The organism is Microbacterium sp. MDV22-iso44 (assembly GCF_058629135.1).
The window spans coordinates 61,150-87,416 of sequence record NZ_JBZVWS010000004.1 but is presented as its reverse complement, the minus strand read 5'-3'; the positions used below and the strand labels follow the sequence as shown (position 1 = coordinate 87,416).

Here is a 26,267-nt window from a genome sequence, read left to right as displayed (position 1 = left end):
ATGCCCGCGGTGAGCCTCCCCCGAGGTTCACGCCTGACATCACCGTGACGTTCGCGCCGTCCGCGCGACCAGCAGGCGCTGCACGACCACGAAGACGAGCAGCAGCGCGCCGATCGTGATGCGCGTCCAGGACTGGTCGACGCCGAGGAACGAGATCGCCGTCTTGATGGTGCCGTAGACGAACACGCCGATCATCGAGCCGAGCACGAACCCGCTGCCGCCCGTGAGCAGCGTGCCGCCGATCACCACCGCGGCGATGGTGTCGAGCTCGGTCCCGATGCCGTTCAGCGGGTAGGACGCCCCGGTGTACGCCGTGAAGACGACACCCGCGAGCCCCGCACACACCCCGCTGATGACGTACGCCAGCAGCTTCGTCCGCACGACCGGCAGGCCCATGAGGCGTGCCGACTGCTCGTTGCCGCCGATCGCGTAGATCGTGCGCCCGAACCGCGTGAACTGCAGGATCAGGATGCCGACGACCACCACGACGAGCGCGAGGATGCCCGTCGGGGTGAGGTAGAAGCTGCCGGGGCCGCCCTGCATGCGGGTCGACTGGAGCCACAGGATCGCGGGCTCCTCGACGCGGATCGACGAGAGGCTCACCATGAACGCGAGCCCCCGCGCCGCGAACATCGCCGCGAGCGAGGCGATGAACGGCTGCACCCCGAAGTACTGCACGAGCACCCCGACGAACAGTCCCATCAGCGCACCGAGGACGAGCATGACCGGGATGACGATCGCGACCGGTGTGCCCTGGCTCAGCATGCTCGCCCCCAGCATCCCGGTGAACGCCATGACCGCGCCGACCGACAGGTCGATGCCGCCGGTGAGGATGACGAAGGTCATGCCGACCGCGAGGATCAGCAGGTACGCGTTGTCGAGCAGGAGCGCCGACAGCACACGCGGCGTGACGAAGTTGCCGAAGTAGGCCTGCGCCCCGATGAGCATCGCGACGAGGATGACGACGGCGGCGAACACGGGCACCCACGAGGCGTGCCGGCTGCGGAAGCGCTGGATCGTGTCGGCGAACCCGCCGGTGCGACCGAGGTCTGCGGTGACGGCGCTCACGAGGCCACCTCCACGGTGCGACGGCCGCCGCCTCGGACGGCATCGACCCCCTTCGCGACCAGCGACCGCGTTCGCGGGGACTGGACGAGCACGACGATGACGACGACGATCGCGAGGAACAGCGGGCTGACCGCCGGCGGGACGCCGAGGAAGGTGATCGTCGACTTCAGCGTCTGGATCGTGAAGACGCCGACGACGGTGCCCGCGATCGTGAACTTGCCGCCCATGAGGCTCGTCCCGCCGAGGACGACGGCGAGGATCGCGTCGAGCTCGATGTAGAGGCCGGCCGCGTTGGCGTCGGCCGCCATGATGTTCGACGAATAGAGGATGCCGGCGAATCCGGCGAGCAGGCCGCTCGCCGCGTACGCGCCCCAGATGATGCCGCGCGAACGCACGCCCGCGAGGCGGCTGGCCTCGGGGTTGATGCCGACGGCCTCGGTGAGGACGCCGAGCGCGGTGCGACGCTGCAGCACCGCGACGATGACGATCGCGACGACCGAGACGTAGAAGGCGAACGGCAGGCCCACCAGGTAGCCCTGCGCCATGAAGCGGTACGGCGCGCTCGTGATGGTCGTGATGAAGCCGCCCGTGATGAGGAGGGCGACACCGCGACCGGCGAGCATGAGCACGAGGGTCGCGATGATCGGCTGGACGCCGACGACCGCGACGAGGAAGCCGTTCCACGCCCCCAGCAACAGCGCCACGAAGACGGCGAGCGCGATCGCGATGAGCACGGTCGACAGGTCCCCCGGCGACGAGGAGTTCGAGATGACGGTCAGGGCCACCGCCCCCGAGACCGCCATGATGGCGCCCACCGAGAGGTCGATGCCGCGCGTCGCGATCACGAGCGTCATGCCGAGCGCGACGAGCATGAGCGGTGCGCTGTTGCGCAGGATGTCGAGCAGCGGGCCGTACAGCTGACCGTTCTGCACCGTGATCGAGATGAAGGACGGCCGCGCGATCGTGTTGACGATGACGAGCACGAGCAGTGCCACGATCGGCCAGACGAGGCGGTGCGCCAGGAAGCGCTTGAGGGTCGGGTTCATGCCGCTGTCTCCGGGTTGAGGCGAGACGACGTCGTCTCGCCGGACTCTTGCGCGATGAGGGCGACCAGATCGTCGACCGTCACGTCGGTGGCGTCCAGTTCGCCGATCTTAGAACGGTCGCGCAGCACCACGATGCGCTGGGCGATGCGGACCACCTCCTCGAGCTCCGAGGAGATGAAGACGACCGAGAGGCCTTCGGCCGCCAGCTCGGTGACCTTGCGCTGGATGTCGGCCTTGGCGCCGACGTCGATGCCGCGCGTCGGCTCGTCGAGGATGATCAGCTGCGGCGCGGTGGCGAGCCACCGGGCGAGCAGCACCTTCTGCTGGTTGCCGCCCGAGAGGTTGCGCACGAGCGCGTTCGGGTCGGCGGGGCGGACGCCGAGCGCCGAGATGTACTCGGCGACGATGGCGTCCCGCTCGGTGCGGCCGATGGGACGCATGGCGCCCCGCTTGGCCTGGATGCCGAGCACGATGTTCTCGGCCACGGTGAGGTCGGCGATGATCCCCTCGGCGCGACGGTCCTCGCTCGAGAAGGCGATGCGCTTGTCGATCGCGTTCCGCGGGTTCGTGATGCGCGCGGCATCCCCCCGCACTTCGTGCGTACCGGCGTCGGCGCGGTCGGCGCCGTAGACGAGGCGGACGAGTTCGCTGCGGCCGGAGCCCAGCAGACCCGCGATGCCGACGACCTCGCCCTCATACACCTCCATGTCGACGGGTTCGATGACGTTCTTGCGGCCGAGGCCCGCCACCCGCAGGACCGGTGTCGCGGTGCGGTCGATCTCGCGCTCGGACGCGCGCGAGAGAGCCTCGAGTTCGTCGAGCTGGCGGCCGATCATCTTCGCGATGAGTTCGCCGCGCGGCAGCTCGGCCGGCAGGTACTCCCCCACCAGCTGCCCGTTGCGGAGGACCGTGAGGCGGTCGGAGATCTCGTAGACCTGGTCGAGGAAGTGCGTGACGAAGAGGATGGCGACGCCGCGGTCACGGAGACCCCGGACGACGGTGAAGAGCTGCTCGACCTCGCTGCGGTCGAGGCTCGAGGTCGGCTCGTCGAGGACGAGCACGCGGGCGTCGGCGACCGTCGCGCGGCTGATGGCGACGAGCTGCTGCACCGCGATGGAGTGCGACGACAGGGCCGAGCGCGGGTCGATGTCGAGCCCGAGGGCCGCGAGGTAGCGCGTCGCCTCGCGGTGGGTCGCGCGCCAGTCGATGAAGCCGGCCCGCCGCACCTCGCGGCCCAGCATGACGTTCTCACCGACCGACAGGTTCGTGCAGAGGTTGACCTCCTGGTAGACCGTGGAGATCCCGGATGCCTCTGCGTCGGCGGTCGAGCGGAAGACGCGCTGCTCGCCGGCGACCTCGATCGTCCCGCCGTTGATGGCGTAGACGCCCGTGAGCGCTTTGATGAGCGTCGATTTGCCGGCGCCGTTCTCGCCCATGAGGGTGTGGACCTCGCCGGCGCGGAGCGTCAGATCGACCCGGTCCAGCGCGAGGACCCCGGGGAACCGGATGGTGACGTCCCGCATCCGCACGACCTCGTCGTGCTGCGGGGCGGTGGCCGGCGAGGCCGGCGTGGCTGCGACATCGACCATGAGGCGCGCCTTTCCGTGATGACCGCCGGGGACCGGAATCCGGTCCCCGGCGGTGGTTCGGTGATCGTTGAGGATCGTGAGGGTGGCGATCGATCAGTAGGGGCGGGAGTCGAGGACCTCGGCGGCCTGCTCCTGCGTGAACGACTGGTCTTCGACGATCGTGCGCTTCTCGACCGACTTGCCGTCGACGACGGACTTGACGAGGTCGGCGGCCTTCTCTCCCAGGAGGGGGTTGCACTCGACGATGAAGTTGAACTCGCCGTTCGCCAGGGCGGTCATGCCGTCCTTCACCGCGTCGATGGTGACGATCTGGATGTCCTTGCCGGGGGTCAGACCCGCCGCCTTGATGGCGTCGAGAGCACCCAGGCCCATGTCGTCGTTGTGCGCGAAGAGGACGTTGATGTCCTTGCCGTACTTCTGGAGGTAGCCCTCCATGACCTTCTTGCCGCCGTCACGGGTGAAGTCACCCGTCTGCGAGTCGAGCACCTTCACGTCCGTGCCCTTGATGGCCTCGTCGAAGCCGGTGGCACGGTCGAGCGCGGCGGACGAACCCGTCGTGCCCTCGAGGACGACCAGGTTCGCGCCCTTGCCGTCGAAGTTCTCCTTGACCCACTCGCCCGCGGTGCGACCCTCCTGCTCGAAGTCAAGACCGACCCACGAGGCGTAGAGGTCGTCACTCGCCGAGACCGTGCGGTCTTCGAGGATCACCGGGATGCCGGCATCCTTCGCTTCCTTCAGGACGTCGTCCCAGCCGTCGACCGTGATGGGCGCGATGACGATGGCGTCGACGCCCTGGTTGATGAAGTTGCGGACGGCGGAGATCTGCGCCTCCTGCTTGTTGTCCGCCGCGTTGAACGTCAGCTTGAACCCGTTCTCCTCCGAGAACGCCTTCTTCATCGACTCGGTGTTGGCTGCGCGCCATCCGGACTCGGAACCGGTCTGTGCGAACCCGACCGTGATCAGGTCGCCGCCACCCCCGTTGCCCCCTGCGCCGGGTGCGCCGTTGCCCGCGCATCCGGTGACGACGAGTGCCAGTGCCCCCAGCATGGCCGCTGCTGCGAAAGCAGTCTTCTTCATCCCAAAACCTCCTTGTTCGGGTCCGGCTGACCGCCGGTGTTCCGGGCCGCCGTGGCCTCCGGTTGCTCGAATGTTAGCCTTCACATTTCTCGCGGCGCTAGATTGTGAGCGATAACATTTGCGTAACGCGGGTGCCACCACCGAAGGACATCCACGTCCCCCTCCGTCGCCCGCCTCCATGGATGTGAGCACTCACATCCGCCGTCGAGCGAACGGCGGAGATCCCGGCCGCCGCGCCGGGCCCCGACATCCGCCCCACGGCGCGTCGGGCGGATCTCCGCCACACGGTCCCCCGCGTAACCGCGCCGATCGCAGCACGGCCCCCTCGATAGGATGGGGACCATGTCGAAGGTCCTTCAGTCCCTGCCCGTCGGCGAGCGCGTCGGCATCGCCTTCTCGGGGGGTCTCGACACCTCGGTCGCCGTCGCCTGGATGCGCGACAAGGGCGCCGTCCCCTTCACCTACACCGGCGACCTCGGTCAGTACGACGAGGACGACATCGCGTCGATCCCCGGCCGCGCCCTGCAGTACGGCGCCGAGGGCTCCCGCCTCATCGACTGCAAGCCGATGATGGTCGAGGAGGGCCTCGTCGCCCTCTCGTGCGGCGCCTTCCACATCCGCTCGGGCGGACGCACCTACTTCAACACCACCCCCATCGGCCGTGCCGTCACCGGCACGATGCTCGTCCGGGCCATGAAGGAGGACGGCGTCGACATCTGGGGCGACGGCTCCACCTACAAGGGCAACGACATCGAGCGGTTCTACCGCTACGGGCTGCTCGCCAACCCCGCCCTGCGCATCTACAAGCCGTGGCTGGATGCCGACTTCGTCACCGAGCTGGGCGGCCGCACCGAGATGAGCGAGTGGCTCGTCGCACACGGCTTCCCGTACCGCGACTCGGTCGAGAAGGCGTACTCCACCGATGCGAACATCTGGGGCGCGACCCACGAGGCCAAGACCCTCGAGCACCTCGACGTGTCGCTCGAGATCGTCGAACCCATCATGGGCGTGCGCTTCTGGGACCCGGCCGTCGAGATCGAGACCGAGGACGTCTCGGTCACCTTCGAAGCCGGTCGCCCCGTCGCGATCAACGGTGTCGAGTACTCGGATGCCGTGGCCCTGGTCATGGCCGCGAACGAGATCGGCGGTCGCCACGGCCTCGGCATGAGCGACCAGATCGAGAACCGCATCATCGAGGCGAAGTCCCGCGGCATCTACGAGGCGCCGGGCATGGCGCTGCTGTTCATCGCGTACGAGCGCCTGGTCAACGGCATCCTCAACGAGGACACCCTCGCGACCTACCACGAGCAGGGTCGGCGCCTGGGGCGCCTCATGTACGAGGGCCGCTGGCTCGAGCCGCAGTCGTTCATGCTGCGCGAGTCGATCCAGCGCTGGGTCGGCTCCGCCATCAGCGGCACCGTGACCCTGCGCCTGCGCCGCGGCGAGGACTACACGATCCTGAACACCGAGAGCCGCAACCTCTCGTACTCCCCCGAGAAGCTCTCGATGGAGCGCGTCGGCGACGCCGCCTTCGGTCCTACCGACCGCATCGGCCAGCTCACGATGCGCAACCTCGACATCGCCGACTCCCGGGCCCGCCTCGAGCACTTCGTGTCGCTCGGCATGATCGGCGGCGCGACCGCCGAGCTCGTCGGCGAGCTCGAGCAGGGCGGCGCTGCGGCCATCACGGGGAACACCGGTGAGGTCGACGAGCTGGCGGGTGCCATCGACGAGTCGGGCGACTCGGCATCCTTCGACTTCGGCGCCGACTGAGAGGTCGCTGAATCAAGTTGCACACGACTGTGCAACTTCGTACGATCGTGGGGTGACCACGACCGCATCGCCGCGTCGTCCGCGAAAGGATGCCGCGTCGAACCGCGCCGACATCCTCGCGGCGGCGGCGGCCACCATCGCCCGCGACCCCCACGCCCCGATCGACGCCATCGCGCGCGCCGCAGGGCTCAGCCGACGCGCGCTCTACGGGCACTTCGACGACCGTGACGCGCTGCTGCGCGCCATGATCCTCGGCGGCGCGGAGCGGTTCAACGCCCTCGCCGACGGCGTCGACGACAGCGGTCCCGCCCCTCTCGCCCTCGCCCGCCTCGCCCTGGCGCTCTGGGACGGCGCAGCCGACGTGCAGTTCGCCGCGACCGTCGCCCTTGACGACTCGCACATCGAGGAGACCGCCGCGGTGCTGACCCCCGTCCGCCGCCGGGTGCTCGCGATCGTCACGCGGGGGCGCGACGAAGGCACGATCCGCACCGACATGCCCGCGGCAACGGTCGCCCGGCTCGTCGAAGAGGCGGCGCGCACCGTCATCACCCGGCTCGACACCGGTCGCCCCGAAGCCGCCTCGGTCGCGGTGCGGACGATCCTCGGGGTCGCCGGTCTCGGCTGGCGCGAAGCCGACGAGGTGCTGGAAGGAGCCCGCGCATGAAGATCGTGCTCGACGACGTCTCGAAGGGACGCAACGGCGGCGTCCTGCCGGCGACCCGGCTCGCCTTCGCCTCCGGTCGCGTCACCCTCACCACCGCCGAGACCGAGCAGCGCCCATCCGTGCTCGGTCTCATCGCGAGCGGCCGCATGCGCCCCGCCACCGGTACCGTCACGATCGACGGCCGCCGCAGCCCTCGCAGGATGCGGAAGGTCGTGGCACTCGTCGACGCCCCCGACGTCAACGACCCGGCTCCCGACATCGCCGTCGTCGGCGTGGTGGAGGAAGAGCTGATGTTCGCCGGGCGCCGTGCCGATCCGCTCTCGGCGCGCCGGTGGCTCGACGACCACGGCTGGCGGACGCTCGCCCGCACCCCGATCGGACAGCTAGAGGCGGACGACCGCATCCGGATGCTGCTCGAACTCGCCGCCCTGCGCCGCGGGATCGAGGCGCTCGTCCTCGTCTCGCCCGACCGTCACGGCGGCGACCCGCGGCACTGGCAGCGCATCGCCGAGGACTTCGCCGCGCGCGGCTTCGCGGTCCTGGTCATCGCCGGCACCGCCGCGGCGACCGCGCTCGACGCAGAACCGCCGGCCCCCCGCGGCCGCGTCGGCAGGCCGCGCATCCGGCCCACGTCGGCGCTGCGCCGCCGGCGACGCCCCCTCACTGGCACGTCTACCGAAGGCATCCTCTCGTGAAGATCCCCGCTCTGTTCGCGGCCGAGCTGCGCCGCCTCACCTCGACGCGCATGCGGGTCATCGCACTGATCGCGCTCATCCTCGTGCCCGTCCTCTACGGCGGCCTGTACCTGTGGGCGAACCAGGACCCGTACGGAAACCTGTCGGAGGTGCCGGTCGCCCTCGTCGTGCAGGACGACGGCGCCTCGCTCAACGGCGCCGACCGCAACCTCGGCGACGAGGTCGCCGACTCGTTGATCGAGGACGGCAGCTTCGACTGGCATGAGGTGGATGCCGCCGGTGCCCACCGGGGCCTCGACGACGGTACGTTCGACTTCGCCGTCACACTGCCCGCCGACTTCACCTCCGGCGTCGCCTCCATCTCGTCGAAGGACCCGCGTCAGGCCGAGATCGACCTGACGACGAACGACGCCAACAACTACCTCGCCTCGACCATCGGGTCGCAGGCGGTCCAGCGGATCCGGACCACCGTCACGGAGAAGGTGGTCCGCGAGGCCGGCCTGACCATGCTCGACGCCCTGAACACCGTTCGCGTCAAGCTCATCGACGCCGCCGACGGCGCGGGAAAGCTCACCGACGGGCTCGGAAGCGCCGGCGACGGCGCCGACACCCTCGCCGACGGCGCCGGGACCCTCGCCGCGGGGACGTCGAAGCTCCGCACGGGCGCCGCGTCGCTCGCGTCGGGCGTCGACACGCTCTCGAGCGGCCTCTCCTCGCTCACGTCGGGCGCCGAGCAGGTCTCCGGAGGCACGGCGAAGCTGCGCAGTGTCGCCGACCGCGTGGGATCGGCCGCCGACCGCGTCTCGTCCGCCGTGCCGACCGTGCGCACGGACCTCACGGCCGCCCTGAAGAAGCGCGGGCTCGACGACGCGCAGATCGCGGACGTCCTCGAGGTCGTCGATCCGATCGGCACGCGGGTGGGTGAACTCGACTCCCGCGTCCAGCAGGCCGTCGCCCAGATCGACGCGCTCGACAACGGCGCCGCCCAGGTCGCCCGCGGCAGCGCGAAGCTCGCCGCCGGTGCCGCCACCGCGGCGACCGGAGCGCACACGCTCGCCGACGGCGTCGCGAGCGCCGACAGCGGTGCCCACAAGCTCGACGACGGGGCGCACACCCTGGCGACCGGCATCCACAAACTCGACGACGGCGCCGCCACGCTGCGCGACGCCCTCCGCGCGGGTGCCGAGAAGCTCCCCGACGACAGCGCCGACACCCGCAGGGCGCAGGCCGCGACGCTCTCCGACCCGGTCGGGATCGCCGAGGACTCCCTCACCCAGGCGCAGAATTACGGCGCCGGTCTCGCGCCCTTCTTCGCCGCCCTCGCCGGCTGGATCGGCATCTACGCGCTCTTCCTCATCGTGAAGCCGATCTCGAAGCGGGCGGTCACGGCGCTCCGCTCCCCCATCCGCGTCACCCTCGCCGGCTGGCTGACGCCGGCCGCCCTCGGCGCGGTGCAGATGGTGTCGCTGTTCGGCGTGCTCTCGATCGCCCTGGGGTTCTCGTTCACGCATCCGCTGCCGACCCTCGGCATCCTGCTGCTCGCCTCGGCGACGTTCGCGGCGATCATCCTCGCGCTCAACGTCTGGCTGGGGTCGGTCGGCCAGTTCGTCGGACTCGTCCTCATGGTGCTGCAGCTCGTCACGGCCGGCGGCACGTTCCCGTGGCAGACGCTGCCGGCACCGCTCGCGGCGCTCCACCACGTGCTGCCGATGGGGTTCGTCGTCGACGCGATGCGGCAGGTGATGTACGGCGGTGTCGCCGGCAGGGCATGGACGGATGCCGCGGTCCTCGCGACGTGGCTGGTCGGCGCGCTGCTGGTCGCCATGGCCGGCGTGACCCGGATGACGTTCCGGCGCACCATGCGCGACCTGCAGCCGAGCCTCATCGGCTGAGGGTCAGCCGCCCGCTCCCGGCGGGGTCTCCTTCGCGTCGGCGAGTTCGTCGACGTGCAGGTTCCGGCGGTCGATCGTGCCGTTGCGGTACGCCTGCCGGCCGACCATGTGCGCCGACAGCGGTGCGGTCGCGAACTGGATGAGCAGCACCGGGACGAGGAAGGCGACGACCGGCCAGGACTGCAGCTCGAGTCCGACGGCGATCGCGATGAGCAACAGGCCGAGCACCTGCGGCTTGGTCGCAGCGTGCAGACGGGTCGGGACGTCGCGGAACCGCAGCAGACCGATCGCGGCAGTGAGGCAGAGGAGGGCCCCGGCGAGGATCAGCAGCAGCGACACGACGTGGAGGATCTCGGTCATCGGTCGACCTCCGAGTCGCGACGAGCGACGAAGCGGGCGATCGAGACCGACCCGAAGACGCCGACCGCGGCGACGATGAGGAGCACCGGCAGCGTGCGGGTGTGGTGGTTGATCGCCATCTCGGCCCCGAGGGCGCAGATGAGCAGCGTCAGCAGGACGTCCGAGGCGACGGCGCGGTCGAGGATCGACGGGCCGACGATGATGCGCCAGACCGTGAGCAGCGCGGCCACGCCGAAGACGGCGCTGATCACGACGATGAGGACGGCGGTCACGAGCGCTCTCCCTTCACGGAGGTCCGGACGTCCGCCTGGGATGCGCGGATGGCGCCGAGCTGGGCCCGCGACCCGACGGCCCGAACGAGCCGGGCCTCCCACCGCTGCACCAAGCGACGCTGCGCCTCGACCTCGGCATCCGTCGACGCTCCGAGGACGTGCAGGTACAGGATCCGGCGGTCGCGGTCGGTCTCGAGGACGAGCGAGCCCGGGATGAGGGATGCTGTGACCCCGACGTGCGCCATGATCAGGTCGTCGTCGGTCACGAGCGGGACGGCGACGACCGAGACGCCGGGCTGACTGCGCGGCGAGACGACCTGCCACGCGACGACGAGGGAGCCCTTCACGACCGCGCCCAGGAACTGGAGCAGGAAGACGAGCAGCCACCACGGGTTGAGGCGTCCCGACAGTTCGACGGGGGGCAGACGGAAGACGCTCGTGACGAAGACGGCCACGACGACGCCGGTGAGGAAGGCGAGCACCGTGAACTGCCCCCACAGCAGCATCCAGAGGGCGATGAGCCACAGGAAGAACGGCAGCTGCCGCCAGATGCCGGTCAGCGCACTCCGTCGGATGTCAGTTCCCACCGTTCACCTCGTCCTGCAGCTGGGTGAGGCTCACGGGGTCCAACAGTGACGCTCCCATGCTCGCGCACAGGTGGTAGAGCGGCCCGGCGAAGACGGTGAGGGCGATCGTGACCGCGACCATGCCCGTCGTGGAGGCCGTCATGATCTTCGGGATGACGCGACGCTCGGTCTGCACACCGGCGGCGGGAGCGTCGTCGAGGTACGAGATGCGGTCGATGACGCCGGACTCCTCGTTCGCGTCCTCCTCCTCGCGCCAGAACGACAGGTTCCACGCGCGCATGAGGGCGTACAGGGTGAGGAGCGACGTCACGATCCCCGCGACGATCAGGGCGTACATGATCGGCGTGCCCACCGCGGCGGCCGCGTCGAACAGCGCGTACTTTCCGATGAAGCCCGAGAAGGGCGGCAGGCCGCCGAGGTTGATCGCCGGGATGAAGTAGAGCACCGCCAGCAGGGGCGCTGCCCGCATGAGGCCCTTGACCTTGAGGATCGAGGTCGATCCCGCGCGACGCTCGACGAGCCCCACTGCGAGGAAGAGCGTCGTCTGCACGACGATGTGGTGGACCATGTAGTAGATCGTCGCGCCGAGCGATTCGGGCGTCGCGATCGCGAGCCCGAAGACCATGTACCCGATGTGGCTCACGAGCGTGAACGACAGGATGCGCTTGAGTTCGGCCTGGGCGACGGCGCCGAGGATGCCGACGATCATGGTGGCGAGCGCGACGATCAGCAGGAGCTGATTCACGTCGTTGTCGCGGAAGATCTGCGTCTCGGTGCGGATCATCGCGTAGACGCCGACCTTGGTCAGCAATCCCGCGAACACCGCGGTCACGGGAGCCGGCGCGGTCGGGTACGAGTCGGGCAGCCAGAACGACAGCGGGAAGACGGCGGCCTTGATGCTGAAGGCCAGCAGCAGCATGAGGTGCAGGACGAGCTGCACCTCATCGGGGAGCTCCCCCATCCGGTCGGCCAGCTGCGCCATGTTGACCGTGCCGAGGGCGCCGTAGATCGCCGCGATCGCGGCGAGGAACAGGATCGACGAGACCAGCGAGACGACGATGTAGACGACGCCGGTGCGGATGCGGGACTCCGTCGACCCCAGCGTGATCAGCACGTACGAGGCGACGAGCAGGATCTCGAAGCCGACGTAGAGGTTGAAGAGATCACCGGCGATGAACGCGTTGAAGATGCCCGCGGCGAGGATCAGGTACGACGGGTGGAAGATCGAGACCGGCGTCTCCTCGTCGCCGTCGGCGGCACCCTGTCCGACGGAGAAGAGCAGGACCGCGAGGAGCACGATGCTCGAGACGAGAACGAGCAGGGCGGCCAGTCGGTCGACGTAGAGGACGATGCCGAACGGGATCGGCCACCCGCCGACCGAGACGGCCAGCGGCATCCCGCTCACGTCGACGTAGTAGAGCAGCACGGCGGCGATGGCGGCGGCCACGGTGAGGGTCACGATCGAGACGCCCACCTGCACGCGCCGGCGCCGACCGAAGATCAGCGCGATGCCCGCGCCGAGCAGCGGCAGGGTGACGAGGAGGGGGACGAGTGCGCTCACCGGTGGCCTCCCGGCTTGTCGAGGCCCGCGTCGTCGCGAAGTTCGGCGATGTCCTGCGCATGGAGGATCAGGATGGGGGAGGTCTCCGTCCCGATGAAGTCGGTCGTGGCGTCGTCATCCTCTTCGGTGATCTCGTCGTCCATCGTCTCCTCGTCGCGGGCACCGCGCTCGCGCACCTCGCGGTCGGCCTCGTCATCGGCGACCGTGTCGGCCTGCCCGAGCTGCCAGGACCGGTAGATCAGGGCGAGCAGGAACGACGAGATCGCGAAGGTGATGACGATGGCCGTCAGTGAGAGGGCCTGCGGAAGCGGATCGCTGAAGGTCTCGCCCTCGGTGGCGCTGCCGAAGAAGGGGGCGACGCCCGGCGCGCCCATGACGATCAGGAGGAAGAGATTGGCCGCGTTGCCCAGCAGCAGGAAGCCGATGAGGACGCGCGTGAGGCTGCGCTCGAGCATCGCATAGACCCCGGCGGCGAACAGCGCACCCATGATGATGACGAGGACGAGCGAGACGGTCATGCGCTCACCCGATCCCGCTGCGCCTGCGTCTGGCGGTCGACCTCGGCGCCCAGCGAGCGCAGCACGTCGAGCACGAGACCGATGACGACCAGGTACACGCCGACGTCGAAGATCGTCGACGTGACGAACTCGACGTGACCGATGACCGGGATGTTCGCCTCCCAGAACGTGCTCGTGAGGGGTGCGGCGCCGAAGAAGAGCGGCACGATCGCGCACGACAGCGCGAGGACCATGCCCGCTCCCAGCAGCCGACCGGCATCCGTCGGCGCGGCCGCACCCAGCTCCCACCGCCCTCCCGCGACGTAGCGCATGACGAGGGCCATGCCGGCGACCAGGCCGCCGGCGAATCCGCCGCCGGGCAGGTTGTGACCGGCGAAGAGCAGATAGACCGACACGACGATGATCGAGTGGAAGAGGACGCGGACGATCACCTCGAGCAGCAGCGACCGGTTCTCGGGCTTCACCTTGAGCCCGCCCACGAGCCACGCCTGCCGGGTCGAACCCGGTGCGGTCGAGCGGGGGCGAGGACCGTCGGCCGTCTCGACGAGCGGGCGACGGCTGCGACCCGTGCTCGACGGGAGCGACGGCAGGACGCGGCTGTCGGAGCGGTTGGTGACGAACACGAGGGATGCCACGCCCGTCGCCGCGAGGATGAGCACCGACAGCTCGCCCATCGTGTCCCACCCGCGCAGGTCCACGAGGGTCACGTTGACGACGTTCTTGCCGTGCCCGATCTCGTAGGCGAGGTCGGGGAACGGGCCCGAGACCGGGTCGGCAACGCGTGCACCCGTCGCGATGAGGGCGACCGCCGCCATCGTGACGCCGACGCCGATGCCGATGACGGCGCGGACGACCGGGAGCACCGAGGCGTTGTGGTCTCCCAGGCGAGCCGGGATGCGGCGGAGGACGAGCGCGAACGCGATGAGCGTCACCGTCTCGACGAGGATCTGCGTGAGCGCGAGGTCCGGTGCGCCGCTCGTCGCGAACAGCAGCACCATGCCGAGACCGGTCACCGAGACGAGCACGACGCCCGTGTACCGCTTGCGCGCTCGGATCGCCACGATGCCCGCCAGAATCATGACGGGAGCGGCGAGCAGCTGCGCGGGGCTCTGCCAGGCGTCGACCGCGATGCGCCATTCGGTCGTCGCCGCGAGCGCGGTGGCCTCGGCAGCGATGAAGACGACGAAGATCGTGCCGACGTAGAAGGGCAGCGATCCGCGCTGGGTCAGCGACGTCGTCCAGACCGAGAGCTTCGCGATACCGCGCAGCGCCAGGTTGTAGATGTCGTTCGCGGTGAACGGCAGCATGCGCGCCGAGAGCGGACGTCGCTGCGTCGCCCAGAAGAAGACTGCACCCAGCGCGATCGACCCCAGCGACAGGAAGAGCGCCGGTTCCCACCCGTGCCAGAGGGCGAGGTGGTACGCCGTGCCGGCGTCGTCGAGCGGGATGCCGTCGGCATAACCGGCGAGGGCCGAATCGAGCACGGGCGCCGCAAGGCCGGCGACCATCGTCAGACCGCTGAGGACGACCGGTGCCACGAGGAAGCCGATGGGCGGGTCGGGCCACTCGGTGCGCTCGCGCGACGAGCCCGAGGCATCCTTCTTCGTCCAGAAGGCGCCCCACACGAAACGGATGCCGTACGCCGCCGTGAGCGCCGACCCGCCGAGGATGCCGATCAGCGGGATGAGGGCCGCGGGAGACGCGCCACCCTCGAGGAAGGACGTGAGAGCCGCCTCCTTCGCGACGAAGCCGACCGTCGGGGCGACGCCGGCCATCGACGCGATCGCGATGATCGAGAACGTGGCGAGGGTCGGGGCCTGCCGCCCCACCCCCGACAACTCCGTGATGTCTCGGGTGCTGAGCTGCCGGTCGATCACGCCGACGATGAGGAACAGCGCGGACTTGAAGAGGGCGTGGCCCACGAGCAGAGCGAGGCCGGCGAGCGCGCTGTTGCGTTCGCCGTAGCCGAGGACGACCGTCAGCATGCCGAGCTGGCTGACGGTGCCGAAGGCGAGGATGCGCTTGAGGTCGGATTCGCGGAGAGCCTGGAAGCCACCGAGCACCATCGTGAAGACCCCGAGGCCGATGACGATCGGGCGCCAGGGGTCGGTGTCGGCGAACGCGGGCGCGAACCGGGCGATGAGATAGATGCCGGCCTTCACCATGGCCGCCGCGTGCAGGTAGGCGCTGACCGGTGTCGGCGCGGCCATGGCGCCGGGCAGCCAGAAGTGGAACGGGAAGATGGCCGATTTGCTGAGGGCGCCCACCAGGAGCATGACGATCGCTGCATCCAGCGCGACCGCTTCGCCGCCCTGGAAGACGGGTCCGGTCTCGATCATCGTGGTGATGCTGGTCGTGCCGTAGAGGACGACGAGCATGACGACGCCGATCAGCATGACGAGTCCGCCGAGGGTCGTCACGAGCAGCGCTTGCAGGGCGGCGCGCCGGCTCGCGCCGCGGCGGTGATAGAAGCCGATGAGCAGGTACGAGAGGACGCTCGTGACCTCCCACAGCATGATGAGCACGACGATGTCGTCGGTGAGCACGAGTCCGTACATCGCGCCGGCGAAGGCCAGGAGGACCGCGGAGAACGTCGCGAGGCCCTCGCGCTTGCCGGCGAAGTACCAGCGGCAGTAGATCATCACGAGCGCACCGACGCCGGTGACGATGAGCGCCATGACCCACGAGAGGACGTCCATCCGCATCGAGAGCTGGACGTCGAGATCGGGGATCCAGACGTATGTCTCGAACGGGATATCACCCGAGAGGACCTGCGGCGCCCGCATCGCCGTGTGGAGGAACGCCGCGATCGGCACGAGAGCGGCGACGAGGAAGGTGCGCGATCCCAACCGGCCGACGAGCGTCGGCAGAACCAGGGGGACGAGCGCGAACGCCGCGAGGAGGATCAGCAACCTGGCCTCCTCTGCGCAATCGGGGGTCGAGGATTCCAGTCTACCGGCTGAGGCAAAGGCGGCGCCCGGTTGCCTCTCAGGTCAGACCGTTATCGGGCCGGTTGTGTTCCCGCGGCGGAATGTGCACGTCAGGGTGACGGATGCCGGATCCCGCCCGTCGAGCATCGCCACGACCGCCTCGCCCGCAGCGCGACCCTTCGCGAGGGAATCCTGCTCGAGGGTCGTGAGGGCGTACGGCGCGAGACCGTCGACCGTGATGCCGTCGAAACCGGTGACGCTGAGGTCCTCGGGCACACGCAGGCCGGCCTCTTCGGCTGCGCGGATGACTCCGGCTGCGAGCAGGTCGCTCTGCGCGATGATGGCGGTCGGTCGGTCACCGGCGAGCAGGACCCGGCCCGCGGCGAGGCCCTCGTCGATCGAGCTCTCGCTGACCGCGTACGCCGGCGCGTCGGGAAAGACCTCTCGCGCGCCGCGCAGGCGGTCGCGGGTGACCTCGACGGTGATCAGGGCGGAATCGTCGATGAAGCCGCGAGCCCGCGTGGCGTCCGTGGACAGCGTCACGAGCGCGACGTCGTCGTGGCCCAAGGAGCGCACGTGCTCGGCCGCGGCGCGCTGCGCATCCACGTTGTCGAGCAGGACGCGGGGGACGTCGGATCCGGCATCCCCCTCGATCACGACGACCGGGATGCCCCGTCGACGGAGGACGTCGACCGAGGACTGCAGTATCTCGTTGCAGCCGAGCAGGATCGCCGCGTCGAGCGGGGCGGTCGTGAGCGTGGGGCCGGACTCGGCGGGCCCCTCGTCGGTGAGCAGCAGGATGCCGGCGCCGATCGGACCGAGCGCGTCGGTGAGGCCGTCCATCATGGCGGTCGTCACGGGATCGCGGAACGCGACGCCGAGACGTTCGCGGAACAGCACCGCGACGACGCCGGCCCGGCCGGTGCGCAGGGAGGCGGCGCGAGGATCGGGGCCCGTGTAACCGAGCGCGTCGGCGGCCTGCATCACCTTCGCGCGCGTCGTGTCCGAGACGGCGACTTTGCCGCTGAAGACGACGGATGCCGTCGAGGCCGACACTCCGGCTTCGCGCGCGACATCCGAGATCGTCGCTCGGCGGCTGCTCATGTTTTCGATCGTAGCCGCCGGAATCCGTTTGTCGAATCGATTCGGAGATCCCGCTAGAGTGACCGTCATGACCCTCGAGCTCACCTCCGCACGCCTGTGGACCTGGCGTCTCGCCGTGTTCGCGATCTTCACCGCGAGCGGTCTGAGCATCGCCACGTGGGCGTCACGGGTTCCGTCCATCAAGGCGGCGCTCGACATCGACAACGCCACGATCGGGCTCCTGCTGCTCGGCATGGGAGCCGCGTCGATCATCGGCCTCTCGGTGTCCTCGATGATCGCGGCACGCATGGGTACCCGCCGCGGCATGCTCGCGGTCATGCTCGTCCTGTCTGTTGGGCTCTTCCTCATCGGCGTCGGCACCGACGTCATCCCCTCGCTCCCCCTCGTCCTCATCGGACTCGCCCTGTTCGGTTTCGGCAACGGCACCCTCGACGTCCTCATGAACGTCGACGGTGCCGCGATCGAGGTCGAGGTGAAGAAGACGATCCTGCCGCTGTTCCATGCGTTCTTCAGCCTCGGCACCGTGATCGGTGCCGGCATCGGCGCCTTGGCCGCGAGTGCGCGGCTCGCGGTGTTCCCCCACACCGCCGTGATCGCGATCTCGATCGTGGTCCTCGCATTCGTCGCCTTCCGCTACGTGCCGCACCGGGAGTTCGGTTCGCCCGAGGACGCACCCACGGGGTGGCGCAACCGACTCGCGACCGCACTGTCGGCGTGGCGCGAGCCGCGCACCTACGTCCTCGGTGTCGTCATGCTCGGCATGGCGTTCGCCGAAGGCGGCGCGAACGACTGGCTGGCCCTCGGCGTGAGCGAGGATCACGAGGGCGGTTTCGCGCTCGGCGCGGCAGCCCTGACCGTGTTCTCGATCGCCATGACGGTCGTGCGCGTCTTCGGCGGCCCGCTCGTCGACCGCTTCGGCCGGGTCGCGACGCTCCGCGTCCTCGCCGTGACGGCGGTGGCCGGCATCCTGCTGTTCATCCTGGCGCCGAACCTGCCGCTCGTGTTCGTCGGCGCGGCCCTGTGGGGCATCGGCGCCTCGCTCGGCTTCCCGCTCGGGATGTCGGCGGCGGCCGACGATCCGGCCCGCGCGGCGGCACGAGTGAGCGCGGCGGCGACGATCGGCTACGTCGCGTTCCTGTGCGGCCCGCCGGTCCTCGGCCTGATCAGCACGCACATCGGTCTGCTGAACACGCTGTTCATCATCGCGGCGCTGGTGGCCGCGTCAGGGTTCGCCTCCGGTGCGGCGAAGCCGCTGCCGGGCACGCGCGGCACCAGCCACTGACGGGGATCAGAAGAGGCGGGGCGCCCCTGACTCGATGCCCTTCATCTCGTCGTAGTCCAGGGTGACGCAGCGGATGCCGCGATCGGTCGCCAGGACCTTCGCCTGCGGCTTGATCTCCTGCGCAGCGAACACCCCTGTGACAGGGGCGAGGTGCGGGTCGCGCCCGAGAAGTTCGAGGTAGCGCGTCAGCTGCTCGACTCCGTCGATGTCGCCGCGGCGCTTGACCTCGACCGCGATCGTGCCGCCTTCGGGGTTGCGCAGCAGGAGGTCGACCGGACCGATCGCCGTGGGGAACTCGCGTCGCACCAGCGTGAGGTTCTCGCCGATCAGGCCGACCTGCTCGGCGAGCAGCCGCTGCAGGTCGGCCTCGACGCCGTCCTTCACCAGACCGGGATCGACGCCGAGTTCGTGCGACGAGTCATGGAGCACCTCGTAGATGCGGATGGTGAGCTCGTCGCCGGTCTTGGCGTGGGTGACGCGCCACTTCTCGACGACGTCGATGTCGTCCTCGCCGGGCTCGATCACCGTCAGGGTGCACGGCGGGCTCATCCAGTTCAGCGGTTGGTGCTGGATGTCGCGGTGGAACGCGACCGTACCGTCCGCCTTCACCATGATGAGACGGGTGGCGGGGGGCAGATGCGTGTTCAGGCGACCGGTGTAGTCGACGGAGCAGCGGGCGATGACGAGACGCACGGCGACGAGCCTACCCGCGGCATCCGTCCCCGTAGGCTGGACGCATGACGACGAGCTCCCCCTGGTCCTGCATCCTCTGGGACGTGGACGGCACGATCGTCGACGCGTCCGTCGGCATCCTGAGCCGCCTCGATCGCTGCCTCACCCACTTCGGGTACGCGGCGCCGACGCGCGCGGAACTCGTCCACTGGATCGGGCCGCCGATGTACGACTCGTTCCAGAAGAACGTCGGGATGACACCGGAACAGGCCACCGAGGCGGTCGCCTACTACCGGGCTCTCGGCAAGGCCGACGGCTACACCGCGAACGTGGAGCTCTACCCGGGAGTCGGGGAGCTGATCGCGGATGTCGCGGCAGCCGGCATCGCGCAGGCGACCGCGAGCTCGAAGCCCGAGGTTCAGGTGGTCGCGCTCATGGAGCACTTCGGTCTGTCAGAGCACATGCAGGCCATGGCCGGTGCGACTCCGGACGAGATGACACTCGCCACGAAGGCGGACATCGTCGCCGAGGCACTGCGCCGCCTGAAGGCGGCGGGGGCGGACACGAGCCGCCCGGTCCTCATCGGAGACCGCCATCACGACGTCGACGGGGCCGCCGCGAACGGCGTCCCCGTCATTTTCGTACGGTGGGGCTTCAGTTGGCCCCACGAGAGTGAAGGGGCGCAGGCGGCGGTCGACACGATGGCCGAACTCCGCCGCCTGCTCCTCACTGCTGAGGTGTGAAACCTCAGACGGGGCGAATGTTCTCCGCCTGCAGGCCCTTGGGGCCCTGGGCGATGTCGAACTCGACTCGCTGGTTCTCTTCCAGCGAGCGGTAGCCCGAAGATTCGATGGCTGAGTAGTGGGCGAAGACGTCGGCGCCGCCTTCATCGGGGGCGATGAACCCGAAGCCCTTTTCCGAGTTGAACCACTTGACGGTACCGCTGACGCTCATGAACTGCCTTACTGATTGATGCCGGCGACACGTCCGCCGGTCCTTCCCCAACCTAGCCCCCGCAACCTGTACAGTCACCCCCTCCGTAGGAAGGTGACACAAACGTTGCCCGCCGGACACCGATCGGTGACCAATATGACAAGCCCGCGACATGTCGTAATACCCCCCGGGGTATAGTCAGAGGTATGCGCACCATCATCATCGGTGGCGTCGCCGCCGGCATGTCCGCGGCGACCCGACTCCGCCGGCTCGACGAACACCGCGAGATCGTGGTCTTCGAGCGCGGCTCCTACGTCTCTTTCGCGAACTGCGGACTCCCCTATTACGTGGGCGGAGTGATCGAGGATCGCTCCTCGCTGCTGCTGCAGACACCGGCATCCCTCGCCGCGCGCTCCGCGCTGCAGGTCCACGTCCGCCACGAGGTCGTCGCGATCGATGCGGCCGCGCGGACCGTCACCGTTCGCGACCTCGACGCCGGCGACGAGCGGGTCGAACCGTTCGACGACCTCGTCCTCGCTATGGGTGCGACGACAGCCGATCGCCTTCCCGGTGACGGGATGCCGGTGGTCACCCTGCGCAGCGTCGAGGACGTCGACGCGATCACCGACGCCCTCGCCGATGTCGCGTCGCCTCGAGCGGTCGTCGCGGGGGCCGGGTTCATCGGCATCGAGGCGGTCGAGAACCTCGTCGCCCGCGGCGCGCACGTGACGCTCGTCCAGCGCGGACGCCAGGTGCTGAGCCCTCTCGACCCCGAGATGGTGTCGCCCGTCCATCGCGCACTCGCCGACGCCGGCGTCGACCTCCGCACCGGTGTCACGGTGTCGAGCGTCGACTCGGAGGCCGTCACGCTCTCCGACGGCACCCGGGTGCCCGCCGATCTGGTCGTCGACGCTCGCGGCGTCCGTCCCGACGTGCGGATCGCCGAGGCCGCCGGGATCGCGCTCGGGGCGACGGGCGGCATCGCCGTCGACGAGCGGCACCGCACGAACATCCCGGGGGTGTGGGCCGTCGGCGACGCGGTCGAGAAGACCGATCACCTCGACGGGCAGGCGACCCTCGTCACGATGGCGGGTCTCGCGAACCGCCACGGGCGCGCCGCAGCCGACGACATCGCCGGCACGGCCACTCCGGCCGCGACTCCCGCCCTCGGCACGACCATCGTCGGGGTGCTCGGTCTCACCGTCGGGCTCGTCGGCTGGAGCGAACGCCGACTCGTCGCGGCATCCCGGCCGCATCGGGTCGTTCACACGCATCCCTTCTCTCACGCGACCTACTACCCCGGCGCGGAGCAGATGGCGATGAAGCTCCTCATCGACCCCGAGACCGACCTCCTCCTCGGCGCTCAGATCGTCGGGCGGGCCGGCGTCGACAAGCGGCTCGACGTCCTGGCCGTCGCGATGACGACCGGGCTCACGGCATCCGCTCTGACCCAACTCGAACTCGCCTACGCACCGCAGTACGGGTCGGCGAAGGACGCGATCAACATGGCCGGGTACGTCGCCGAGAACCTGGCGACGGGCGCCGATCGCACGATCCAGTGGCACGAGGTGGATGCCGCCCGCGCGGCCGGCGCCGTCGTGGTCGACGTCCGCACGGCCGGCGAGCACGATGCCGGCTCGATCCCCGGCTCGATCCTGCTCCCGCTCGACGAGCTCCGCGAGCGGCACGGCGAGCTCCCCGCTGCGCCGCTCATCGTCCACTGCAAGGTGGGCCAGCGAGGACACACGGCCAGCCGCCTCCTGCAGCAGCTCGGTCACGACGTCCGCAACCTCGACGGCGGATGGCTCACGTGGACCGATGGCGTCGAGGCAGGGCTTCCGCGGAGAGGATCCGCCCAATAGCGTGACCGGATGACCGGACTCACTCCGTATCTCCACTTCCCCGGCGTCGCGCGCGATGCGCTCACCTTCTATCAGGAGGTCTTCGGCGGTGACCTGGTGCTGCACACCTTCGGAGATTTCGGACGGGAGGACGGGCCGAGCGACTTCATCGCGCACGGAATGCTGAGCGGGCGCGTCGAGCTGTTCGCCGCCGACGGTGTGCCGGGCGATCCGCCGCTGGAACTGCGCGGCGTCATGTTCTCTCTCCTGGGCACCACCGAGCCGGCGGAGCTCGAGACCTGGTTCGCGACGCTCGCCGACGGCGGCAGCGTCATCGATCCGCTGCAGCTGCGCGCGTGGGGCGACCATGACGGCACCGTGACCGACCGCTTCGGGGTCGCCTGGCTCATCGGTTATCAGGGCTGACCTGCTATCAGGGCGGACCAGGCCCCGGGCGCGTGAGTATGCTCGGCCGCGTGAGCGTACTAGGGATCGGCGGGCTCTTCTTCCGCAGTCGTCATCCGCAGGCACGGGCGGAGTGGTATCGCCGACACCTCGGCATCGATGCCGGCGCCGAAGGCCAGGGAGCCGTCTGGCAGCAGGATGCCGGGATGACGGTCTTCGCGCCGTTCTCGGCCGACAGCGACTACTTCGGGGCGGACCAGTCGTTCATGCTGAATCTTCGGGTGAGCGAGCTCGACGCCCTCGTCGCGCGTCTGGAGGGCGCCGGGGTCCCGGTCCAAACCCGCCCGGAGTGGGAGACGGAGTACGGCCGGTTCGTCCGGATCGTCGACCCGGAAGGACTCGAGATCGAACTGTGGGAGGCGCCGGAGGACGGTTCCGGCTAACTTCAGCGGGCCGCCCGACGGCTCCGGACGAACGCCGAGACGACGGCGACGGCTGTTCCCGCAACGATGCCGATGAGCGTCTCCCCCAGTCGGTCGCTCAGCAGCACGCCGACGGTGGTCGGTGCCGCGAGCTGGACCATCAACAGCGCGAGCGGCGTGATGAAGATCATCGCGATCGCGTAGTTGCGACCCACGAACAGTTCGGCAGTCGCCTGCAGACCGACGGCGATCAGGATGACCCCGAGGGGAGGCACGCCCAGGGCGAGGATGGCTGCTGCCACCAGAACTCCGAGCGCGGTCCCGATGAGCCGCTGCAGTCCGCGGATGATGCGCGCCTTCACGTGCGGACCGCTCACCGCCGCGACCGCGCCGACCATCGCCCAGTACCAGTGGGAATCCAGGAGCAGAAGCCCCGCGATCCCGCCGAGGAGCGTCGCCACCGCCACCGTGACGGCCATCTCCGTGGCCACAGCGCCGACGGCGATGCGGTTCTTCGTTCGCGCCAGGCGCGGAAGCCCTCGGGCCGAGACTGCCTCGTACACGAGCGTGATGAGGATCGAGAAGACCACGGCCGCGAGACCCACAGCGAGGACGTCGATCAGCCGTGTGGCATCGGCGGGAACGGATGCCGTCGCCCCCGCGGCGAACACGATGAACAGCGCTCCCGGCGGATGCCACTGGGCCGAGTACGCGAGCAGGGTGACGACCGAGGCGACCGCCGACACGACGACGATCGCCCACGGCGCCGCCAGCTGGGCGACCGACGTGGCCGTGCCGATGAGCATGGCGGTGACCAGGACCGCGCCCGCGGCCGCCTGCATCCTGACGCGATCGCCGATCGGATCGGTGCGCCCGTAGAGCGAGGCGAAGGCTCCGAAACTCGCGTAGATGCTGAGATCGAGCCGGCCCATCGCGCAGAGGACGAGCAGGGGGACGCCGACGCTGATCGCGGCACGGATCGCCACCGTGTGATCGCGGTCGTAGGGTGCGACACGGATGACCCCGGTCCAGATCCGGCCACGCGATGCACTCACCTCAAGAGCCTACGCGCGACGGACGACCGTCTAAGGGCCCGAGCGTGAGAGGGAACCGGGCGATCCCCGGAACCTCCTCAGCGCACGGCGTCCTGTGCCTGCGACTCACTGACGGGCTTCCGCACGAAGGCAGCCAGCACGACGGCCACGGATGCGACCACCGCGCCGACGAAGAAAGCGGTGTGCACGCCCGATGCGACGGCACCGACCGGATCGGCACCGGATGCCGCCGCGGCAGCGCCACCGACCGACATGAGGGTGATGAACAGGGCGGTACCGGCCGCTCCGGCGACCTGCTGCAGGGTGCTGACCGTTGCGCTGCCGTGCGAGTACAAGCGCTGCGGAAGGGATCCCAAAGCCGACGTGAGCAGCGGCGTGAAGACGAAGCCGAGACCCAGGTTCAGAGCCATGTGCACCGCGATGATCCAGGAGACCGACGTGCCTTCGCCGAAGGTCGTCATGCCCCACAGCGCCGCCGCCGCGACGACCATTCCGGGAAGGACCAGCGGCCGCGGTCCGAAGCGGTCGAAGAGCGACCCGACGACGGGAGCGATGATGCCCATCAGTACGCCGCCGGGCAGCAGCATGAGTCCGACGGTCAGGGTGTCGAGCGAGAGGACCTGCTGCAGGTAGATGGGCAGCAGGATCAGCGAGCCGAAGAGCGCCGACATGACCACGATGACGAGGACGACGGCGAGGCTGAACGAGCGCGACCGGAAGGTCCGCAGGTCGAGGAGAGCGGCATCCGTCCTCTGCAACACCAGCTGACGGACGACGAACGCGATGAGCGATGCCGCGCCGACGATCATCGGGATCCACACGGGAACCGGGGCGTGACCCGAAGCCGACTCGCCGATGGAGCTGAGTCCGAAGATGAGACCGCCGAAGCCCAGCGCCGAGAGGACGACGGACAGGATGTCGAAACGCGCGTCCCTCGTCTCGGTGACGTTGCGCACCCACAGTGCGCCGAGGGCGATGGCGACGAGCGCGATCGGAAGGACCAGCCAGAACATCCACCGCCAGTCCAAGGCCGACAGGATGAGCCCCGAGACCGTGGGGCCGATCGCCGGTGCGACGGCGATCACGATGCTGATGACGCCCATCATCCGCCCGCGGTGCGTCGGAGGCACCACGTTGAGGACCGTGGTGAAGAGCAGCGGCATCATGATCGCGGTGCCCGACGCCTGGACGATGCGGCCGACCAGCAGCATCCCGAACCCCGGCGCCAGGGCCGCGATGAGCGTGCCGATCGCGAAAAGCGTCATCGCGGTGAAGAACACCTGGCGCACGGTGAAGCGTGCGAGGAGCGTCCCGGTCAGCGGGATGACGACCGCCATCGTGAGAAGGAAGCCTGTCGTCAGCCACTGCGCGGTGGCCGCCGTGATGTCGAGGTCGACCATCAGGCTCGGCAACGCGACGCCCATGATCGTCTCGTTGAGGATGACGACGAAGGCCGCGACGACGAGGAGCGCGATGACGGGTCCGGTCTTCGCGGGGGCTGCGGAGATCGTCGGCGAGGGCGCCGTGTCGGGTCGGGAGTCGCTGAGGGTCATGGGGCGCTTTCGAGGTCGGTGGGGACGGGTCGTCCTGGTCCATCATATGTGACACTCACTGCCATTTTGGCGGTCAGTGCATATTTGACGATCAGTGCAACAATGATCGGATGAACGGGTATTCCCGCGGCGACGCGACGGGTGAGGAGCCCGCCCCCGGAGGTCTCCGCGAGCGGCGTCGCCGCGAGACGCAGCGCGAATTGTCGGATGCGGCGATCGACCTGTTCGAGAAGCACGGCGTCGGCGGGACGACCGTCGACGACATCGCGCGCCGCGCCGGCACCTCACCCCGGACGTTCTTCCGCTACTTCGCGACCAAAGAGGCGGCCGTCCTCCCCACGCCCGAGGAATCGGAGTCGATGCTGACCGCGGTGAGCGAGGCGATCGGCAGCGGCACACCGCTGCTGCGGGCACTCGAGAGCAGCTGGCTCGCGCAGATCGCCCAGTTCGACTCCCGACCGGACGAGCACGAGCGCGCGCTGCGCATCCGCCGCCTCATAGGCCACGAGCCGACCCTGCTCGCGCTCGCCCTCCGTACCGAGGCCGAACAGGTGGACGCTCTGACCGGAGTCGCCGTGGATGCCGCCGGCTCGGATCCCGACATCCTCACCGCCCGTGCAGCCATCGGGATCGTCTTCTTCATCGTCCGGCTGGCCTTCGACGAGTGGGCCCGTCGTGCCGAGCTCGGCACCTCAGGCAGCGTCCGTGACATCTATCTCGAGATCCGCCGCAGCACTGCGGCGATGAGCGACCAGTTGGGCGACTCGCCCGCCTGACCCGGCGCCGCGAACGACGAAGCCGGTCGGGGTTCTCACCACCGACCGGCTTCGTGTCGCACTGTCTGTGCGCGAGGGGGGAGTTGAACCCCCACGCCCTTTCGGGCACTGGCACCTGAAGCCAGCGCGTCTGCCTATTCCGCCACTCGCGCGAACCCGTGTCGCCACGGGATCAACTTTCCGAGGATATCA

Annotated in this window: 25 protein-coding genes and 1 tRNA gene; 10 read left to right on the top strand and 16 right to left on the bottom strand. The window is 69.5% G+C overall.

Going from position 1 to position 26,267, the window contains the following annotated elements; translation table 11 throughout:
• Positions 1 to 39 precede the first annotated feature (39 nt).
• The 4 genes from AC4NN1_RS13195 to AC4NN1_RS13180 form a co-directional block, all read right to left on the bottom strand.
• A complete protein-coding gene (locus tag AC4NN1_RS13195) occupies positions 40 to 1,068 on the bottom strand; it encodes an ABC transporter permease subunit (RefSeq protein ID WP_020097628.1) in 1,029 nt (342 codons plus the stop codon).
• On the bottom strand, positions 1,065 to 2,114 hold the full coding sequence (locus AC4NN1_RS13190; RefSeq protein ID WP_491955559.1) for an ABC transporter permease: 1,050 nt from the start codon (positions 2,112 to 2,114) through the stop codon (positions 1,065 to 1,067). The genes AC4NN1_RS13195 and AC4NN1_RS13190 overlap by 4 nt, the downstream gene beginning before the upstream one ends.
• Complete coding sequence (locus AC4NN1_RS13185) at positions 2,111 to 3,703, bottom strand: sugar ABC transporter ATP-binding protein (RefSeq protein ID WP_363455826.1); 1,593 nt, start codon at positions 3,701 to 3,703, stop codon at positions 2,111 to 2,113. Before AC4NN1_RS13185 ends, AC4NN1_RS13190 begins: the two co-directional genes overlap by 4 nt.
• A gap of 93 nt (positions 3,704 to 3,796) precedes the next feature.
• Positions 3,797 to 4,780: an ABC transporter substrate-binding protein gene (locus tag AC4NN1_RS13180; RefSeq protein WP_018187848.1), complete on the bottom strand. Its 984-nt coding sequence runs from the start codon at positions 4,778 to 4,780 to the stop codon at positions 3,797 to 3,799.
• A 342-nt stretch (positions 4,781 to 5,122) separates the two neighbouring features.
• On the opposite strand from AC4NN1_RS13180, the gene argG reads away from it, so the two are divergent.
• From argG to AC4NN1_RS13160, 4 genes are read left to right on the top strand one after another with little or no spacing between them, the layout of a single operon-like run.
• On the top strand, positions 5,123 to 6,553 hold the full coding sequence (argG, locus tag AC4NN1_RS13175) for an argininosuccinate synthase (RefSeq protein WP_018187847.1): 1,431 nt from the start codon (positions 5,123 to 5,125) through the stop codon (positions 6,551 to 6,553).
• A gap of 52 nt (positions 6,554 to 6,605) precedes the next feature.
• Positions 6,606 to 7,217 (top strand): TetR/AcrR family transcriptional regulator, encoded by a 612-nt coding sequence (locus AC4NN1_RS13170; RefSeq protein WP_018187846.1) that lies wholly within the window; start codon positions 6,606 to 6,608, stop codon positions 7,215 to 7,217.
• Positions 7,214 to 7,912, top strand: coding sequence for a hypothetical protein (locus AC4NN1_RS13165; RefSeq protein ID WP_491955558.1), 699 nt, complete (start codon positions 7,214 to 7,216; stop codon positions 7,910 to 7,912). Before AC4NN1_RS13170 ends, AC4NN1_RS13165 begins: the two co-directional genes overlap by 4 nt.
• Positions 7,909 to 9,804: a YhgE/Pip family protein gene (locus AC4NN1_RS13160; protein ID WP_491955557.1), complete on the top strand. Its 1,896-nt coding sequence runs from the start codon at positions 7,909 to 7,911 to the stop codon at positions 9,802 to 9,804. The genes AC4NN1_RS13165 and AC4NN1_RS13160 overlap by 4 nt, the downstream gene beginning before the upstream one ends.
• A gap of 3 nt (positions 9,805 to 9,807) precedes the next feature.
• Here AC4NN1_RS13160 and mnhG read toward each other — a convergent pair whose 3' ends face one another.
• From mnhG to AC4NN1_RS13125, 7 genes are all read right to left on the bottom strand, one after another.
• A complete protein-coding gene (gene mnhG / locus AC4NN1_RS13155) occupies positions 9,808 to 10,164 on the bottom strand; it encodes a monovalent cation/H(+) antiporter subunit G (protein WP_018187843.1) in 357 nt (118 codons plus the stop codon).
• Positions 10,161 to 10,436, bottom strand: a complete 276-nt coding sequence (locus AC4NN1_RS13150) for an MrpF/PhaF family protein (protein ID WP_018187842.1) — start codon at positions 10,434 to 10,436, stop codon at positions 10,161 to 10,163. Before AC4NN1_RS13150 ends, mnhG begins: the two co-directional genes overlap by 4 nt.
• Positions 10,433 to 11,023, bottom strand: coding sequence for a Na+/H+ antiporter subunit E (locus AC4NN1_RS13145; RefSeq protein WP_020097624.1), 591 nt, complete (start codon positions 11,021 to 11,023; stop codon positions 10,433 to 10,435). Before AC4NN1_RS13145 ends, AC4NN1_RS13150 begins: the two co-directional genes overlap by 4 nt.
• Positions 11,013 to 12,584 (bottom strand): Na+/H+ antiporter subunit D, encoded by a 1,572-nt coding sequence (locus tag AC4NN1_RS13140; RefSeq protein ID WP_491955556.1) that lies wholly within the window; start codon positions 12,582 to 12,584, stop codon positions 11,013 to 11,015. Before AC4NN1_RS13140 ends, AC4NN1_RS13145 begins: the two co-directional genes overlap by 11 nt.
• Positions 12,581 to 13,102 carry a Na(+)/H(+) antiporter subunit C gene (locus AC4NN1_RS13135; protein WP_116227815.1) on the bottom strand — a complete coding sequence of 174 codons (522 nt, stop codon included), beginning with the start codon at positions 13,100 to 13,102 and terminating at the stop codon, positions 12,581 to 12,583. The genes AC4NN1_RS13140 and AC4NN1_RS13135 overlap by 4 nt, the downstream gene beginning before the upstream one ends.
• Positions 13,099 to 16,014 carry a Na+/H+ antiporter subunit A gene (locus tag AC4NN1_RS13130; protein WP_491955555.1) on the bottom strand — a complete coding sequence of 972 codons (2,916 nt, stop codon included), beginning with the start codon at positions 16,012 to 16,014 and terminating at the stop codon, positions 13,099 to 13,101. Before AC4NN1_RS13130 ends, AC4NN1_RS13135 begins: the two co-directional genes overlap by 4 nt.
• 81 nt (positions 16,015 to 16,095) lie before the next feature.
• A complete protein-coding gene (locus AC4NN1_RS13125; protein WP_491955554.1) occupies positions 16,096 to 17,136 on the bottom strand; it encodes a LacI family DNA-binding transcriptional regulator in 1,041 nt (346 codons plus the stop codon).
• A gap of 67 nt (positions 17,137 to 17,203) precedes the next feature.
• Here AC4NN1_RS13125 and AC4NN1_RS13120 point away from each other — a divergent pair, with 67 nt between their 5' ends.
• Complete coding sequence (locus tag AC4NN1_RS13120) at positions 17,204 to 18,418, top strand: MFS transporter (RefSeq protein ID WP_491955553.1); 1,215 nt, start codon at positions 17,204 to 17,206, stop codon at positions 18,416 to 18,418.
• Between the two features lie 6 nt (positions 18,419 to 18,424).
• Here AC4NN1_RS13120 and nucS read toward each other — a convergent pair whose 3' ends face one another.
• Complete coding sequence (nucS, locus tag AC4NN1_RS13115; protein ID WP_491955552.1) at positions 18,425 to 19,111, bottom strand: endonuclease NucS; 687 nt, start codon at positions 19,109 to 19,111, stop codon at positions 18,425 to 18,427.
• A 44-nt stretch (positions 19,112 to 19,155) separates the two neighbouring features.
• On the opposite strand from nucS, the gene AC4NN1_RS13110 reads away from it, so the two are divergent.
• A complete protein-coding gene (locus AC4NN1_RS13110) occupies positions 19,156 to 19,833 on the top strand; it encodes an HAD hydrolase-like protein (protein ID WP_018187834.1) in 678 nt (225 codons plus the stop codon).
• Between the two features lie 4 nt (positions 19,834 to 19,837).
• Here the strand turns inward: AC4NN1_RS13110 and AC4NN1_RS13105 are convergent, their stop codons facing one another.
• Positions 19,838 to 20,044, bottom strand: a complete 207-nt coding sequence (locus AC4NN1_RS13105) for a cold-shock protein (protein ID WP_018187833.1) — start codon at positions 20,042 to 20,044, stop codon at positions 19,838 to 19,840.
• A gap of 185 nt (positions 20,045 to 20,229) precedes the next feature.
• On the opposite strand from AC4NN1_RS13105, the gene AC4NN1_RS13100 reads away from it, so the two are divergent.
• The 3 genes from AC4NN1_RS13100 to AC4NN1_RS13090 are packed head-to-tail and all read left to right on the top strand — an operon-like array spanning position 20,230 to position 22,712.
• Complete coding sequence (locus tag AC4NN1_RS13100; protein ID WP_491955551.1) at positions 20,230 to 21,885, top strand: FAD-dependent oxidoreductase; 1,656 nt, start codon at positions 20,230 to 20,232, stop codon at positions 21,883 to 21,885.
• Positions 21,886 to 21,894: 9 nt separating this feature from the next.
• Positions 21,895 to 22,290, top strand: a complete 396-nt coding sequence (locus AC4NN1_RS13095) for a VOC family protein (protein ID WP_336125421.1) — start codon at positions 21,895 to 21,897, stop codon at positions 22,288 to 22,290.
• Positions 22,291 to 22,328: 38 nt separating this feature from the next.
• A complete protein-coding gene (locus AC4NN1_RS13090; RefSeq protein WP_491955617.1) occupies positions 22,329 to 22,712 on the top strand; it encodes a VOC family protein in 384 nt (127 codons plus the stop codon).
• A gap of 2 nt (positions 22,713 to 22,714) precedes the next feature.
• Here AC4NN1_RS13090 and AC4NN1_RS13085 read toward each other — a convergent pair whose 3' ends face one another.
• Positions 22,715 to 23,746: an FUSC family protein gene (locus AC4NN1_RS13085; protein WP_491955550.1), complete on the bottom strand. Its 1,032-nt coding sequence runs from the start codon at positions 23,744 to 23,746 to the stop codon at positions 22,715 to 22,717.
• Positions 23,747 to 23,823: 77 nt separating this feature from the next.
• Positions 23,824 to 25,299 (bottom strand): DHA2 family efflux MFS transporter permease subunit, encoded by a 1,476-nt coding sequence (locus AC4NN1_RS13080; RefSeq protein WP_491955549.1) that lies wholly within the window; start codon positions 25,297 to 25,299, stop codon positions 23,824 to 23,826.
• A 110-nt stretch (positions 25,300 to 25,409) separates the two neighbouring features.
• Between AC4NN1_RS13080 and AC4NN1_RS13075 the strand changes: the two genes are divergently transcribed.
• Entirely contained in the window at positions 25,410 to 26,075 is a 666-nt protein-coding gene (locus AC4NN1_RS13075; protein ID WP_491955548.1) for a TetR family transcriptional regulator, read from the top strand.
• A gap of 68 nt (positions 26,076 to 26,143) precedes the next feature.
• Here the strand turns inward: AC4NN1_RS13075 and AC4NN1_RS13070 are convergent.
• Positions 26,144 to 26,227: transfer RNA gene (locus tag AC4NN1_RS13070), tRNA-Leu, on the bottom strand.
• Between the last annotated feature and the right edge of the window lie 40 nt (positions 26,228 to 26,267).

Bases quoted from the DNA above. Each gene is read 5' to 3' on its own strand.
- AC4NN1_RS13105 (WP_018187833.1), bottom strand. From the start codon at position 20,044: ATGAGCGTCAGCGGTACCGTCAAGTGGTTCAACTCGGAAAAGGGCTTC.
- AC4NN1_RS13190 (WP_491955559.1), bottom strand. From the start codon at position 2,114: ATGAACCCGACCCTCAAGCGCTTCCTGGCGCACCGCCTCGTCTGGCCG.
- AC4NN1_RS13095 (WP_336125421.1), top strand. From the start codon at position 21,895: ATGACCGGACTCACTCCGTATCTCCACTTCCCCGGCGTCGCGCGCGAT.
- AC4NN1_RS13100 (WP_491955551.1), top strand. From the start codon at position 20,230: ATGCGCACCATCATCATCGGTGGCGTCGCCGCCGGCATGTCCGCGGCG.
- AC4NN1_RS13090 (WP_491955617.1), top strand. From the start codon at position 22,329: ATGCTCGGCCGCGTGAGCGTACTAGGGATCGGCGGGCTCTTCTTCCGC.
- AC4NN1_RS13075 (WP_491955548.1), top strand. From the start codon at position 25,410: ATGAACGGGTATTCCCGCGGCGACGCGACGGGTGAGGAGCCCGCCCCC.
- AC4NN1_RS13135 (WP_116227815.1), bottom strand. From the start codon at position 13,102: ATGACCGTCTCGCTCGTCCTCGTCATCATCATGGGTGCGCTGTTCGCC.
- AC4NN1_RS13180 (WP_018187848.1), bottom strand. From the start codon at position 4,780: ATGAAGAAGACTGCTTTCGCAGCAGCGGCCATGCTGGGGGCACTGGCA.
- AC4NN1_RS13125 (WP_491955554.1), bottom strand. From the start codon at position 17,136: ATGAGCAGCCGCCGAGCGACGATCTCGGATGTCGCGCGCGAAGCCGGA.
- AC4NN1_RS13120 (WP_491955553.1), top strand. From the start codon at position 17,204: ATGACCCTCGAGCTCACCTCCGCACGCCTGTGGACCTGGCGTCTCGCC.
- AC4NN1_RS13165 (WP_491955558.1), top strand. From the start codon at position 7,214: ATGAAGATCGTGCTCGACGACGTCTCGAAGGGACGCAACGGCGGCGTC.
- AC4NN1_RS13185 (WP_363455826.1), bottom strand. From the start codon at position 3,703: ATGGTCGATGTCGCAGCCACGCCGGCCTCGCCGGCCACCGCCCCGCAG.
- AC4NN1_RS13080 (WP_491955549.1), bottom strand. From the start codon at position 25,299: ATGACCCTCAGCGACTCCCGACCCGACACGGCGCCCTCGCCGACGATC.
- AC4NN1_RS13110 (WP_018187834.1), top strand. From the start codon at position 19,156: ATGACGACGAGCTCCCCCTGGTCCTGCATCCTCTGGGACGTGGACGGC.
- argG (WP_018187847.1), top strand. From the start codon at position 5,123: ATGTCGAAGGTCCTTCAGTCCCTGCCCGTCGGCGAGCGCGTCGGCATC.
- mnhG (WP_018187843.1), bottom strand. From the start codon at position 10,164: ATGACCGAGATCCTCCACGTCGTGTCGCTGCTGCTGATCCTCGCCGGG.